At 43.7% G+C, this 14,371-nt stretch carries 11 protein-coding genes and 1 riboswitch; of the genes, 7 read left to right on the top strand and 4 right to left on the bottom strand.

All coding sequences use genetic code 11. The features are described 5' to 3' along the window. Positions 1-70: 70 nt before the first annotated feature. Complete coding sequence (gene sppA / locus DB520_RS03395; RefSeq protein WP_114748218.1) at positions 71-1,831, bottom strand: signal peptide peptidase SppA; 1,761 nt, start codon at positions 1,829-1,831, stop codon at positions 71-73. On the opposite strand from sppA, the gene folK reads away from it, so the two are divergent. Further along, positions 1,830-2,417, top strand: coding sequence for a 2-amino-4-hydroxy-6-hydroxymethyldihydropteridine diphosphokinase (folK, locus tag DB520_RS03390; protein WP_198675227.1), 588 nt, complete (start codon positions 1,830-1,832; stop codon positions 2,415-2,417). The genes sppA and folK overlap by 2 nt on opposite strands. A 6-nt stretch (positions 2,418-2,423) precedes the next feature. Here the strand turns inward: folK and fabD are convergent, their stop codons facing one another. From fabD to DB520_RS03375, 3 genes are all read right to left on the bottom strand, one after another. Continuing rightward, positions 2,424-3,299: an ACP S-malonyltransferase gene (fabD, locus tag DB520_RS03385; RefSeq protein ID WP_114748216.1), complete on the bottom strand. Its 876-nt coding sequence runs from the start codon at positions 3,297-3,299 to the stop codon at positions 2,424-2,426. 71 nt (positions 3,300-3,370) lie between these two features. Continuing rightward, positions 3,371-4,021, bottom strand: coding sequence for a carbonic anhydrase family protein (locus DB520_RS03380; RefSeq protein ID WP_317047741.1), 651 nt, complete (start codon positions 4,019-4,021; stop codon positions 3,371-3,373). Between the two features lie 146 nt (positions 4,022-4,167). Further along, on the bottom strand, positions 4,168-6,945 hold the full coding sequence (locus DB520_RS03375; RefSeq protein ID WP_114748215.1) for a T9SS type B sorting domain-containing protein: 2,778 nt from the start codon (positions 6,943-6,945) through the stop codon (positions 4,168-4,170). Positions 6,946-7,487: 542 nt separating this feature from the next. Here DB520_RS03375 and DB520_RS03370 point away from each other — a divergent pair. The 6 genes from DB520_RS03370 (at position 7,488) to DB520_RS03345 (ending at position 14,060) form a co-directional block, all read left to right on the top strand. Continuing rightward, entirely contained in the window at positions 7,488-8,171 is a 684-nt protein-coding gene (locus DB520_RS03370) for a succinate dehydrogenase cytochrome b subunit (protein WP_114748214.1), read from the top strand. A 36-nt stretch (positions 8,172-8,207) separates the two neighbouring features. Continuing rightward, on the top strand, positions 8,208-10,142 hold the full coding sequence (locus DB520_RS03365; RefSeq protein ID WP_114748213.1) for a fumarate reductase/succinate dehydrogenase flavoprotein subunit: 1,935 nt from the start codon (positions 8,208-8,210) through the stop codon (positions 10,140-10,142). Positions 10,143-10,167: 25 nt separating this feature from the next. Continuing rightward, entirely contained in the window at positions 10,168-10,917 is a 750-nt protein-coding gene (locus DB520_RS03360; protein ID WP_114748212.1) for a succinate dehydrogenase/fumarate reductase iron-sulfur subunit, read from the top strand. Between the two features lie 187 nt (positions 10,918-11,104). Continuing rightward, positions 11,105-12,547, top strand: coding sequence for a sodium:solute symporter family protein (locus DB520_RS03355; protein WP_114748770.1), 1,443 nt, complete (start codon positions 11,105-11,107; stop codon positions 12,545-12,547). Further along, entirely contained in the window at positions 12,548-12,988 is a 441-nt protein-coding gene (locus tag DB520_RS03350; protein ID WP_114748211.1) for a GNAT family N-acetyltransferase, read from the top strand. A 1-nt stretch (position 12,989) separates the two neighbouring features. Next, positions 12,990-14,060: an alanine racemase gene (locus DB520_RS03345; protein ID WP_114748210.1), complete on the top strand. Its 1,071-nt coding sequence runs from the start codon at positions 12,990-12,992 to the stop codon at positions 14,058-14,060. Between the two features lie 140 nt (positions 14,061-14,200). Continuing rightward, a riboswitch (TPP riboswitch) is annotated at positions 14,201-14,297 on the top strand. Positions 14,298-14,371 lie beyond the last annotated feature (74 nt).

Raw genomic sequence — 14,371 nt, 5'->3', positions numbered from 1 at the left:
AAGCCCTGCCCGTCGGATTTTCCTCGGAGCAGGGCTTTATTTTTGATCAGAACGGCCATTTGGCAGCGTATTACCTCACCTCAAATTCAAAGGGCAGCCGGGCCATTATTCCTTTCAGGTTTTTGACCTTTTCCATTTGAAGCATCAGTTCCCCACTGATACCATATCTCCAGCGTAACTGGGCGATTTTCACTTCTTTCGAAAATTCACTTATCAGGGTCTCCAAAAATCCCTTTTGCTCCGGGTAATACACCACCCGATAATCCTCTGCGACACCAGCTTTTTCCGCGGCTATGGAAACGGCATCTTCCAGTCCTCCCAAAACATCCACCAGTCCATTTGCTTTGGCCTCTTTTCCGCTCCATACCCTGCCAGAGGCTAGGGGAAGCAAGCTCTCCTTCTCCATATTCCTGCCTTCTGTCACTCTTCTCAGAAAAATCTCATATACCTCATCGGTTTGTTTTTGAAAAATTTCCTTTTCCCTTGGAGTGGGGGCTCTGTCGAAGGATACAAAGTCCGAAAATTCCCCTGTTTTTACTACATCGGAGTTGATCCCTAGCTTGTTATTGAGCAGACCTTCTGCATTGAACCAAAGGGAAAAAACACCAATAGAACCAGTTATGGTATTGGGTTGGGCCAGAATGGTGTCGGCTGGAGCAGCCAAATAGTAGCCGCCGGAAGCAGCATAGTTGGCCATGGAGGCAATCAGTGGCTTCTCTTTTTTTGCCTCGTTCAGCTCTCTCCAGATTACTTCGGAGGCAAGGGCTGAACCTCCAGGGGAGTTCACCCTCAGTACGATGGCTTTGATGTCCTTATTTTTTCTGAGTTTGCGGATTTCCTTCATGAATTTCTCTGAAGTAATTCCATCTCCACTGCTTCCACTTGTGATTTCCCCATCCGCAAAGACCACTGCAATGCGGTTTTTTGACAATCGATTCTTACTGGGAGCTGTTTTGTTTATACGGGTGATGTTAATGGAGTTGATATCTTCGTCTTCTTCCAATCCCAATTTCTCTCGGATAAGGTCTACTACCTGGTCATCATACCACAACCCATCTACCAAGCCAAGGTCAACAGCATCCTGATTCGTCCTTACAAGCATATTGTCATTGATTTCCTGCACCCTTTCCAAAGGGATCTGACGGCTTTCGGACACGGCACTTACCATGACCATGTTGAGGTCATTGAGGTACTGTTGCGTCTGTTGTTTGCTTTCCTCACTCATACTTTCGTTGATAAAGGGTTCCACAGCATCTTTAAAATCCCCTGCCCTAAAAACCACGGGCTCGACTTCAATTTTTTCAAACATCCGTTTTAAAAATACCATGGAATAAGCCAAACCATTAAATTCAAGCCCCCCCATAGGATTCATGTAGACTTCGTCGGCCACTGAGCTCAGATAATACCCACTCTCGGAATAAATCTCAGAATAGGCAATGACAAATTTCCCACTTTCCTTAAAATCCTCTAATGCTTCCCGAAGCTCCTTGTACATGGCAGACCCCCCACCGGTAAAAATCCCTGCTTTGAGAAAAATACCTTTTACATTTTCATTTTCTTTGGCAGTTTCAATGGCCCTTTTGGCTTGTAGCAAACCTACACTTTCCACTCCGGAAAATGGCCCTAAAAAGGCAAGGTCAAAATCGTCTTCAACGGTTCTTTCCACCAAGGCCTTCCTATCTAAATCGAGTAGAAGTACGCTGTTTTCCTTTACCTTCACTTGCTCATCTGCCGAAATAACGGCAATGATGCCTCCAAGAATAAAGAAACCTAAAACCCAAAACACCAGTAGGCCCACAATTACGGCTAATACATTACTTAAAAATTTCATGAGTTTGTTAAATTTTAAGGGGTTGAGGATGTGTAAAATTACTTCTTTTTTTCCACATTACGACATGGAACTCTTTACAAACGATAAAGTGTATGATGTGGTTTTTTTAATTGGGGGTAATTTGGGAGATAGACTGGAAAACCTCCAAAGAGCGGAATCCCTGCTTGCGGAAAAAATGAAATTGATAAAAAGCTCCAAACTATATGAAACTGAGGCTTGGGGTGGAAACTCGGAAGGGAATTTCCTCAACAAAGCATTGCTGATGCAAACAAACCAAAATCCGGAGAAAGTCCTGGATTGGTCACTGCAAATAGAAGAAAAGCTGGAAAGGTTGAGGGGTCGTCGTTGGGGAAACAGAACCATGGATATAGACATTATTTATTTTGGGGATTTAATAGTGAACTCGGACCGTTTGGTCATTCCCCATCCTGAGCTTCAAAACAGAAAATTCGTCTTGGAACCATTAATGGACCTAATGCCAGGGTGGAAAGACCCAAAATCTGGATTGACCATTCAAGATATGTACAGGGTTTGCAAAGACACCTGTGAGGTTTGGAAGTTGCCAGACCCCACAGGTAAAGAATAGCTTGTTTTAGAGACTTTCTACTTCCGCTTCCTGGTGTATTTTTTTCACCAATCCCTGAAGGACTTTTCCGGGGCCACATTCTATAAAGGTTTGGGCTCCGTCGCTTAGCATTTGCTGTATGGATTGTGTCCACTTTACAGGTGCGGTAAGTTGCGCAGCCAAGTTTTCCTTGATGCTTTGCACTTCGGAAACTCCAGTGGTACTTACATTTTGGTAAACGGGGCAAGATCCACTTTTGAAAGTGGTTTCGTCTATGGCTTTCTGTAATTTTAGTCGCGCTGGCTCCATTAATGGCGAATGGAATGCACCTCCTACTGGTAAGGGCAATGCCCGCTTTGCTCCTGCTTCTTTCATTTTCTCGCAGGCTATTTGTATCCCTCGGTTGCTACCGGATATGACAAGTTGTCCCGGACAATTATAGTTTGCCGGAACCACAATTTCATCGGTAATACTTTGGCAGATTTCTTCCACCTTTTCGTCGGGGAGACCCAAGATGGCTGCCATGGTGGAAGGATTGATTTCACATGCTTCCTGCATGGCCAAAGCCCTTTGGTGAACCAAGCGCAGTCCATCTTCAAAGGCAAGTACACCATTGGCAACCAATGCAGAAAATTCACCCAGGGAATGTCCGGCTACCATGTCGGGCACAAGCTTATCTGAACTAAGGGCCAAAATTACTGAGTGCAAGAAAATGGCAGGTTGGGTCACGTTGGTTTGTTTGAGTTCATCTGCGGAACCCTCAAACATGATATCTGTAATCCTAAATCCCAAAATATCGTTGGCTTGCTCAAAAAGTGCTTTGGCATTGGCCCTGGATTCATAAAGTTCTTTGCCCATTCCTGGAAATTGAGCCCCTTGACCGGGGAAAATATACGCTTTCATCGAGATTGGTTTGGTTTATGATTCAACAAAAATAGCTTGCTTACTATCAAGTCTTCCTAAATCCGCTAAGCTTATGCCTGGCTTTCCGTTTCCAAACCATCGTAGAATTCCACTTTACCTGTCCCCACATTATACATCCCGCCTATTACCAAAACGCCACCGTTTTTTTCGATTTCGGAAATGATGGTGCTTTTGTTCCTTATCTCGTCTATGGCATGTTGTACGTTTAATTTGGATACTTTCTCGACAAATTCTGGATTCCCTCCTGATCTGTCAGATTTTTCAGTTTTCTCTTTGGAAATAGCGGGCTTTATTTTTTCAAGCAATTTGGTGATGTTTCCATCTTCTACCCCTTGGCAAGCACTGGTAACTGCCCCACATTTAGTATGGCCGAGCACCACCACTATTTTGGAGCGGGCATATTTCACAGCGTACTCGATACTTCCCAAAATATCTTCGTTTACTATATTCCCCGCAACCCTTGCGTTGAAGATATCGCCTATCCCTTGGTCAAAAATCAACTCCGAGGAGGTCCGGCTGTCTATACAACTTAGCACCACTGCAAAAGGCCATTGCCCCTCAGCGGTTTCCTTTACCATTTGTAATAGGTCTCTCTCTGCCTTTTGGTTTTTCACAAAACGTATATTCCCTTCTTTAAGCATTTTTAGTGCTTCTTTTGGGGTGATTTTGTCTTGAACTTCCTTATTTATTGCTCGCATCATGGTTGACAGTTTGTTTGAGTAAAAATAATTAGAAAATTTTAGGTTAACTAGGAGGGAACAAATATAAAGCCATTTGTGGCCCCAAAACTAAAAACCGCAGGATAGCAAAACTTTCCTGCGGTTTTTAGATGATATCATTGACTGGTTTACCGAATAATTTGAATGGTACCTTTAATCTTGCGCTCCCTTTCGGAAGGATCGAGCATGTTGAAAAGCACATTTGCCGAATAGAAATAGGTGCCTGCTGGCAGGTCTCTGCCATTGAGGTCCCTACCGTCCCAGTGGATATAGATATTGTTCTCGGTGGAGGACATGCTATTGTAGCTATGCACCAATGCTCCCCATCGGTTATAGATTTTTATCTCCACGGCATCCACAAACCTTGGACATTTTGCAAAGGGATTGTCAAAAGCCATGAAGGTGTCATTCACACCATCTCCATTTGGGGTAAATACATTGGGAAGTTCGTAATTGGGGCAGTTATCCACACAAACTACATTGCTTGGGTCACTCTCATTGCCAGATCTGTCAACGGCTGTGATATAGTAACATCCTTTGAAATCCAGCAAATCAGTAATCCGAGTGCTGGTGTTGATTACGGATAGGCTGCTTATCTGATTGAAAGTGCCCTCGTCTCCTGTCTCCGAGAAATAGAGTCGGTATCCATTAAGCTCTGTATCACAGTTGCCTGAAAAATCAGGTTCCCAACTCAGATCGTGGAAAAAATCACTGAAGCTACAGGGCTGTTCTGCTAAGAATTCGGTGCAGTCCGGTCCTTCGAATGCCAATACCGGAGGACAAGGCAATCTGTCATCGTCGGGCCTGGCACACACGATTTGTGAATTGTTGACTAATGGATATTCCAGAATGTCCACGTTGTAGGAGCCATTGGTAACCACATAATAGCAGTACTCAATCTCCGTGTCCAAGGGAACCCCATTATGGCTACCATCATCGAAATAATAAAACCCATCCTCTGTGACATCCACTTCGGCAATCAGGGTAAAGGTTTCCGAATCCTGAGCCTCGGGGTCAGTCCTGTTTCTATAGACTTGATGGGGAAATTCGGAGGTGTTGTTATTCCAAGGCACCGAAAATTCCCAGTTGAGCTCTATGGCCTCGTTGATAATAGTGGGTTCCAGCCTTACTGAAGAAGCTTTGTTGGACACATCAATTTCTTCTCCTTGGGAATATAACACTACCTCGTAGTTATACACCAGGTTTTCGGTATTTAGCCCAGTGTCAGTAAAGACAGTGTCGGAGGTTATAGTTACTGAACTTTGATTTTGATCGCTCATAAAACCCTGACTACGTACCAGTCCATATTCGTAGGGGCCGGGATAAAGCTCCTGATCTATATCGTAGGGCGGGGTCCATCTGACCAATATTTCACCCTCATCTGTGTCTGTATTTTCTACGCTGACATTGGTGATTAATGGAACATCCACTTCCATGGTAATACAGATTTCTTCGGAAACTATACTTTCCCCACTTCTGGGAGAAGGATAAATGGCTACCAGCCTGTAGCAATAGGTATTGCCAGGGCTCAGGCCCATACTTTCATTGTCGTCCAGGAAGTTGAAAGTATCCATATCGGTGGTGCCCACCATTTCGTACCCCGGCCTTACCCCAGTTTCGCAACTATCGGGTTCGTAAGGATCTGAGTTTATCCTCCTCCAAACCTGCATGGTTTGGGCGGAAGACCCGCAAGAATAAGGGTCCCACGAAAGGTTGGCTGACCGGCCCTCGTCCTGTTCGATGTCGTCGATTACAGGAGGAGGGCCGACGACCGTGATATTCCAGGTCTTTATGTCGACTAGAGCCGGCCCCGAGGACGGCTGATCCTCTATCCGAACCCGGACTTGGTAGGTCCTGGCCCTTACGTGCGCACAAACGGTTTGCCATTCAAAATTTATTACTCCAGGTGAGGGTTGGAAAGTGTCTTCTGGACTATAGGAGGCGGGAGAACTAGTAATTTCTATGGGGTCTCCAAATACGTCTATTTTGATAGGGTCCCCATCCGGATCCACACCCTGGAAAATCTCTTCAATTCTTGTTCCTGCTACCACACAGATATCATCGGGCATAATCAGTTCCGGCCTTCGGTTGTCGGTGTTCTCAATGATGATCTGCATGTCTCGCAGCACATACCCAATCCTTCTCCACTCTCCATCCACTCTTCTCCATTCTTCTATCCTAAACGCCACATTGTATTGTCCTGCTATTCCCGGGGCATCCCAAATCAGGTCCCCAGTCACAGGATCAAGTTCCAATATGGGGGGCGTGGATCCATCCTGCCGTGAGAAACTGAATTCGCCGGAAGCAGGGCTACGGTAATTGTTAACCTCTCTTTGAAAAGCCTGTTTAGGAACGTCCATTACGTAAGCTAGGCTATCCCCATCGGGATCGTAAGCGCCGGGATTATGGATATAGGTCTGATTTACCGCGCCATTATCCACAGGTGGTATGGTGAGGACGGGCGAGTTATTTACCCCCAAAAAAGGGTCAATTCGGATCATGGTCTCAATGTAAAACGGGGTATCCACCGACTGATCCATATTCAGGGTGTTGGCATTCCGGTTGAATTCCATAAAGCGAATGGTATATTGACCGGGACCTTGATAGGTGTGGGTGATTACAAAGGTGTTTTTTTGTATATGTTCCCCTATCATTTCGGTAACGTTAAAATCGGCTTCCGTATTAAGTACTTCCTCCCTACCATCCCCGAATTCAATCCTTCCTGGTCCAAATATTACGGTGGAACGAGTATCGGTATAACCTACTACAGTAATTCTGTAGGTCAGGGTTTGAACAGAAACCCGCTCAGCAATAATTTCTCCTGCCCTGATATGGGTGGCAAATGTATGCTGCAAACACAAACCAAAGTAAAAGAAGGATGCTAAAAGTAAAAGTTTTTTATTCATGGGACATAGTTAGTATCGGCCACTTTCTTGAAGGTTTCATTCAGGTAAACCATAAAGCTATTCTTACCTTGGTAATTAAGCAAATTATTTGAAACGACTTCAGTTAAAAACGGTTTTCCGTTCATAATGTTACCCTAAATTAAAGCATTGTACCCGATATTTTAATTACCGGAAGTCATTTATCGAAAAAACCTTCGGATCATTAAATATCATATCTTAAGATATTCCAAGCTTGCAATCATTTATGCTAAATGGGAAGCAATTTCATTTTCTACTATTTAACAATATGAATAACAGAATATTGTGTGGGAGATAGAAATAGTTGTTTACAATTCTTGCCCTCCTATCCCTAGACGGAAACAATAAGCACAAACAACTGGTTAAAGGACTTACAAATGGTGGGTAATCAAAACTAATCAGAATTTATTTAGAACCAATTAAAATAAGGAGAGCAAAGGGACTATTGATTGTTTGCTAATCATTCCAAATGTAAATTTGGCGGTTAGGAAAAAAACGAACAATCTAAGAATAAAGTTTGAGATATGAGTTGGGTAACCAAAACCTTAAATAGTACACTTGGCCAAAAATTATTGATGGCATTGACAGGATTTTTCCTGATTTTGTTCCTTGTTGTCCATTTAGCAGGTAATTTACAGTTGTTGATCCCTGATAATGGAGAATCTTTCAATCTATATGCCCATAACATGGCGATAAATAATTTTATCCGATCTGTATCCATCATCAATTTTGGTTTAATTTTGCTTCATGTTGTTTATTCTGTAATTCTCACGAAGCATAATAAAAAAGCCAGGCCAGTGGGCTACGCTGAAACAGACGCATCCACAAACAGTACCTGGGCCTCCAGAAACATGGGGATTCTTGGTACTTTGATACTGATCTTTCTCCTAGTTCATTTAAGGGGTTTTTGGTATAGGCTTAAGTTTGGGTCTCCAGACAAGGTGTTGTTGGGAGATACTGAAGTGGATAACGCCTTTATCATTGTAGTGGAAGCCTTTAAAAATCCCATCTATGTTGGGTTTTATGTGATAAGTATGGTTTTTCTGGCATTTCACCTTTCCCATGGGTTTGCAAGTGCGTTTCAAACCTTGGGGATTAACCATAAGAAATATACACCCCTCATTCAAAAAGTGGGGTTAGGATTTGCCATTCTTATACCCACCTTATTTGCAATGATTCCTATAGTAATGTACATACAGAGCTTATAGGAAGTAAAATAATTTTGAATTAAAATTCGAAGACCGATGATACTGGATTCAAAATCACCCTCAGGCCAACTGGCCGAAAAATGGACCAGCCATAAATTTAACGTTAAATTGGTTAACCCAGCCAATAAGCGTAAATACGAAATAATAGTTGTGGGTACTGGTTTGGCAGGGGCTTCTGCGGCAGCCTCCCTGGCAGAGCTAGGGTATAAGGTGAAAGCCTTTTGTTTCCAGGATAGCCCAAGAAGAGCTCACTCTATTGCTGCCCAAGGCGGAATTAACGCCGCAAAAAACTACCAAAATGATGGAGACTCCGTCTTCAGGTTGTTTTATGACACCATAAAAGGTGGTGATTACCGCTCTAGGGAGGCTAATGTATTCCGACTAGCGCAAGTTTCTGTAAATATTATTGACCAATGTGTCGCTCAAGGCGTTCCCTTTGCCAGGGAATACGGTGGCTTATTGGCCAACAGGTCTTTCGGAGGTGCGCAGGTGTCCAGAACTTTTTATGCACGTGGGCAGACGGGACAACAGTTATTGTTAGGTGCTTATTCTGCACTAAGCAGGCAAGTGGCCAACGGGAAGGTCAAGCTTTATCCCAGGACTGAAATGCTGGATGTGGTAACCATAGACGGAAAGGCGCATGGAATTGTAACCAGAAACCTGATTACAGGAGCCATAGAGTCTCACAGTGCTCATGCGGTTCTCCTATGTACAGGTGGTTATGGCAATGTTTTTTTTCTATCCACTAATGCCATGGGGTCGAATGTAACTGCCGCTTGGCGGGCACATAAAAAAGGAGCCTATTTTGCTAATCCTTGCTATACCCAAATTCACCCCACATGTATCCCAGTATCTGGCGACCATCAGTCCAAGCTTACCTTAATGTCAGAGTCACTAAGAAATGATGGCAGGGTGTGGGTACCCAAAACCATTGAAATTGCGGAAAAACTGAGAAAGAGGGAAATCAAACCCCAGGATATCCCCGACGAGGACAGGGATTATTACTTGGAAAACAAATATCCCTCCTTTGGCAACCTGGTGCCAAGGGATGTAGCTTCTCGAAACGCCAAATATGTGTGCGATGAGGGAAGAGGTGTGAATGAAACAGGTGAGGCTGTTTTCTTGGATTTTAGGGACGCTATTCTTCGGGACGGCGAGGATACCGTGAGAAGTAAGTATGGGAACCTTTTCGACATGTACCAACAAATCACCGGGGAAAATCCCTATAAGACACCCATGAAGATTTATCCAGCGGTGCATTACACCATGGGCGGACTTTGGGTGGACTATAACTTGATGACCACCATTCCTGGTCTATATGCATTGGGAGAAGCTAACTTCTCCGATCATGGCGCCAATCGGCTAGGGGCTTCTGCCTTAATGCAGGGACTAGCAGATGGATACTTTGTGATTCCTTACACCGTGGGAGATTACCTCGCCACACAGCCATATGATAAGCCAGCGGAAGACCATCCGGCCTTTAAAAAGGCCGAATCTGAAGTGAAGGAGAGAATTGAGCGACTTCTTTCTATCAAAGGAGAAAAGAGTGTGGATTATTATCATAAAAAGCTGGGTAAAGTCATGTGGAATTACTGCGGTATGGCCAGAAGCGCAGATGGATTGGCAAAGGCCAAAACCATGATACGGGAGTTAAAGGAAGAGTTTTGGAGAAATGTTAGGGTATTGGGAGCAGGCGAGGAACTAAATCAATCCTTGGAAAAAGCCAACCGGGTAGCCGACTTTCTGGAACTAGGAGAATTGATGATAGACGATGCACTGAACCGAAAGGAAAGCTGTGGGGGTCATTTTAGGGAAGAATACCAAACCCCAGAAGGTGAAGCTCTAAGGGATGACGAAAACTATGCATATGTAGCCGCATGGGAATACAAAGGCGAAGGCCAGGAAGAGAAGCTTCATAAAGAGGAATTGGTATTCGAAAATGTGAAACTTACCCAAAGAAGCTACAAATAATCAGGAAAGAAAAAGTAATTCAGGTATGAATCTTACACTAAAAGTTTGGAGACAAAAAAACGCATCCGATAAGGGTGGGTTCAGAGAATATAAGGTAAAAGATATTTCAGCAGACATGTCCTTTCTGGAGATGTTGGATGTGTTAAACGAGGAACTCCTAGAAAAGGGCGAAGACCCTGTGCACTTTGATCATGACTGCAGAGAAGGTATCTGCGGAATGTGTTCCCTCCATATCAATGGGAAGCCCCATGGGCCTTCACAGACTACCACTTGTCAGTTACACATGCGCTCATTTAAGGATGGACAGACTATTACGATAGAACCATTCAGGGCGAAGGCATTTCCGGTTGTTAAGGATCTTGTGGTGGACAGAGGTGCCTTTGACCGCATTATTCAGTCAGGTGGGTATGTTTCCGTGAATACCGGAGGTGTCCCGGATGCCAACGAAATTCCCATACCAAAGGTGTTGGCTGACGAGGCTTTTGATGCTGCTACCTGTATAGGTTGCGGGGCATGTGTAGCCGCTTGCAAAAATGCCTCTGCAATGTTGTTTGTCTCTGCAAAAATTTCTCAATTGTCGCTTTTGCCTCAGGGAAGGGTAGAACGAAAGGAAAGAGCGGAAAAGATGATAGCACAAATGGATAAAGAGGGTTTTGGGGCATGCACAAATACTGGTGCTTGTTCGGCTGAGTGCCCAAAGGAAATAAAGTTGAGTAACATTGCGAGGATGAATAGAGAGTACTTCAAGGCTTCGGTTACCACAGAAAATGTATAGGATGCATTTCGAACAAAAGTATTTCAATAAGTAAAAGCCGGGTTTTCCCGGCTTTTTTATTGGCATAATAGAAAGAAAAACTGTAAGTATATTTATCAGATACCTAAATTGAGCCGGATTATTTCATATTAGCCACTGTATGTTGTAATTTGTGCCTTGGGTGAAACCTAACCAAAATAAAGCATCTATGGCTTTTATAGACTTGGCGATTTTTTTTGTGTACATGGCAGTTATGCTTGGCGTAGGGTATTATTTTATGCATACCAACACTGGCCAGGATGATTATTATGTAGGAGGAAGGAGTTTGGGAAGTTGGCATATAGGGCTCTCGGTAGTGGCCACAGACGTAGGAGGAGGTTTCTCCGTGGGCTTGGGTGGTTTGGGTTTTGCCATGGGGCTCTCCGGAAGCTGGATGCTTTTTACGGGTCTGCTTGGCGCTTGGCTGGCGGCAGTTTTCCTGATCCCAGTGGTACGTTCTAATCCCGCATTTGAAAAATTCTACACCTTACCTCAAATCTTCCAGTATTTGTTTGACAGAAAAGTAGGCATTACTGCTGCTATCATCTGTTTTGTGGGGTACTTGGGGTTCACCAGTAGTCAATTATTGGCAGGTGCTAAACTTGCGTCGGGGACTTTTCCGGAGCTTGAGTTAAATACAGCTTTATGGATAATGGGTGCCATTGCCGTGATTTACACCGTTTTGGGAGGACTAAAGGCTGTAATCTATACAGATACTGTTCAATGGATCATTTTATTGGCGGGGTTTATTTTCATTGGATTACCAGTTTCTTACTTTCATGTGGGAGGATGGGAGGTAATACGGGAGACCTTGCCGGACGAGTATTTTTCCCTGACAAACCTAACCTGGCAGGACTTGGCCAATTGGGGGATAACCATACTTCCTATTTGGTTTGTAGGTATGACTCTTTATCAGCGGATTTACGCCAGCAAGGATGTGAAAAGTGCCAAAAAGGCATGGTATATCGCTGGGGTTTTTGAATGGCCCATCATGGCATTTATGGGTGTCTCTCTAGGTGTTTTGGCCAAAGTGGCTTTTGAATTGGATATGATAGCCGTGGACAAGGAAAATATGGATCCCGAGATGGGTTTACCCATACTTCTGAGCACAGTCCTTCCCGCAGGAATCATGGGCTTGATGATGTCGGCCTATTTTTCTGCCGTTTTGTCCACTGCAGATTCCTGCCTAATGGCAGCATCGGGAAATCTTACCACGGATATTTTTGGCAGATGGCTGAAAAGAAAGCCGGATCAATATAGCATGCGCTTGAGCCAACTCTTTACTTTGCTCATTGGGGTGGTAGCTTTAGTGGTGGCCCTACAAATGACAAACGTGCTGGATCTGATGCTATACAGCTATGCATTTATGGTTTCTGGGCTTCTAGTGCCTATTTTGGCAGGGTTGTTTTGGAGCATGAGATCTCCATTGGCGGCATTGGTGGCCATGGTATTGGGCGGAAGTGTGACGGCAGGATTATCTGTTTGGGGGAAAGAGTTACCCTTGGGGCTTGATCCGAACTTTTTCGGTGTTTTAGCCTCTCTAGCAGCATTTTTGCTTATATTTCTAGTTACGAAAAACAAAAATCAAAATAAATCACCTAAAGTAAAATAAATGGCTACAATAGAAACACTATCCGCAGTAGATAATGCAACCTTTCTTCAGAAGACTGAAATTGCAGATTTTCTATTTGAACACCTGGATCAATATGGAGATCCTCATGAGCACATCATGCGGTGTTTGGATTATGCTTTGGACCAAGCTGTGGACAAAGGCGGATTCGCCGTTGTGGCTAGGGAAGAAGGACGTATTGTGGGTACAGTGGTGATGAATAAAACCGGTATGTCGGGATACATTCCTGACAACATTCTGGTATATATCGCGGTAGATAAGAGCCAGCGAGGAAAAGGGCTTGGCAAGAAAATTATGACAACGGCAATTCAGATGGCCAATGGGGACATTGCGCTTCATGTTGAACCCGACAATCCTGCCAGAATCCTGTATGAAAAGTTGGGATTTACCAACAAGTATTTGGAAATGAGACTAAAAAAGTGATATGGCATTCTTAAACCTTTACAAAGATAAACTAAAGAATAATTTCGAATTCCTAAAAAACAAGTTCAATGAGAATGGAGTATCCTGGGGTGTGGTATCCAAGTTACTGTGTGGCAACAGAAGGTACATCAAAGAACTAATAGACTTGGGGGTGGATGAAATCCATGACTCCAGGATCAGTAACCTGGCTAAAGTAAAGGAGATTAACCCTAATGTTCAAACTGTCTACATCAAGCCTCCGTCTAAGAGGAATCTTTCCGACATGGTAAAATATGCTGATGTAAGCCTTAACAGCGAGCTCAACACAATACGATGGATAAGTGATGAGGCGGTAAAGCAGGATAAAAAACACAAAATTATCATCATGGTTGAAACCGGAGACCTCAGGGAAGGGGTCATGGGAGATCACTTGGTGGACTTTTACTCCAAGGTCTTTGAGCTTCCCAACCTTGAGATCATTGGGCTTGGCACCAATCTAAACTGCTTGAATGGGGTGATGCCTTCTGCGGACAAACTGATTCAGCTCTCCCTATATAAGCAAATCATAGAATTAAAATTCAATAAGGAGATTCCCTGGGTATCTGCGGGAACCTCTGTTACCATTCCCCTGATGCTTCACAAGCAACTTCCAAAGGGTGTCAATCACTTCAGAATTGGAGAAACCTTGTACTTTGGTAATGATCTCTTCGAAGAAAAAATAATTGAGGGTATGAAAGGGGACGTTTTCGAGCTCAATGCAGAGATCATAGAAATGCAAGAAAAGCCACTGCTACCTATGGGTACCCTGGCAGCAAACCCACAGGGGGAAGTAGCCGAAATGGATGAGTCCCTATACGGTAAAACCAGCTACAGAGCGATATTGGATATCGGACTGCTGGATGTTGACCCCAAATATTTGGTTCCCGAGGATGGTAAATTTGAAATATTGGGAGCAAGTTCAGACATGATTATTCTCAACCTTAGAGAAAACCCTCAAGGATATAAGGTGGGTGATTTAATTAGATTCCATCTTAAATATATGGGTGCTTTGGCTATTTTAAACAGTAGCTACATTGAAAAGAGGGTGGTCTGAAAACAACTATTTCTTAGTGCAGGGATCCATACTTTTTTGCCTCCCTGCGTTTTTATTAAGGTTTCCTGGCCTATTGATTAGTTCCGAAGATTATTGCACTTAATGTTGGGAATTCTGTCAATTGCCGTTACCTTCGCATCATAGATCATTAGGGGTGCCCTAAAATAACGGGCTGAGATCATACCCATATTACCTGATCCGGGTAGTGCCGGCGAAGGGAAATGAACAAAGCTGCAACTAGCTTCTGGGTGAACAGTTAAGGCAGTGATAACCCTTAGTCACTGTTATGTTTGACCATTACTATTGTTAAT

Source organism: Pleomorphovibrio marinus, from assembly GCF_003347495.1.
Lineage (GTDB): Bacteria > Bacteroidota > Bacteroidia > Cytophagales > Cyclobacteriaceae > Pleomorphovibrio > Pleomorphovibrio marinus.
Note: the sequence above shows the minus strand (reverse complement) of the source record. Positions and strands in the feature narration are given on the sequence as shown.

Excerpts from the sequence above, each read along its gene's own strand:
- DB520_RS03375 (WP_114748215.1), bottom strand. The coding sequence starts at position 6,945 with ATGAATAAAAAACTTTTACTTTTAGCATCCTTCTTTTACTTTGGTTTG.
- sppA (WP_114748218.1), bottom strand. The coding sequence starts at position 1,831 with ATGAAATTTTTAAGTAATGTATTAGCCGTAATTGTGGGCCTACTGGTG.
- fabD (WP_114748216.1), bottom strand. The coding sequence starts at position 3,299 with ATGAAAGCGTATATTTTCCCCGGTCAAGGGGCTCAATTTCCAGGAATG.
- DB520_RS03380 (WP_317047741.1), bottom strand. The coding sequence starts at position 4,021 with ATGATGCGAGCAATAAATAAGGAAGTTCAAGACAAAATCACCCCAAAA.
- DB520_RS03360 (WP_114748212.1), top strand. The coding sequence starts at position 10,168 with ATGAATCTTACACTAAAAGTTTGGAGACAAAAAAACGCATCCGATAAG.
- folK (WP_198675227.1), top strand. The coding sequence starts at position 1,830 with ATGAGTTTGTTAAATTTTAAGGGGTTGAGGATGTGTAAAATTACTTCT.
- DB520_RS03370 (WP_114748214.1), top strand. The coding sequence starts at position 7,488 with ATGAGTTGGGTAACCAAAACCTTAAATAGTACACTTGGCCAAAAATTA.
- DB520_RS03355 (WP_114748770.1), top strand. The coding sequence starts at position 11,105 with ATGGCTTTTATAGACTTGGCGATTTTTTTTGTGTACATGGCAGTTATG.
- DB520_RS03345 (WP_114748210.1), top strand. The coding sequence starts at position 12,990 with ATGGCATTCTTAAACCTTTACAAAGATAAACTAAAGAATAATTTCGAA.
- DB520_RS03365 (WP_114748213.1), top strand. The coding sequence starts at position 8,208 with ATGATACTGGATTCAAAATCACCCTCAGGCCAACTGGCCGAAAAATGG.
- DB520_RS03350 (WP_114748211.1), top strand. The coding sequence starts at position 12,548 with ATGGCTACAATAGAAACACTATCCGCAGTAGATAATGCAACCTTTCTT.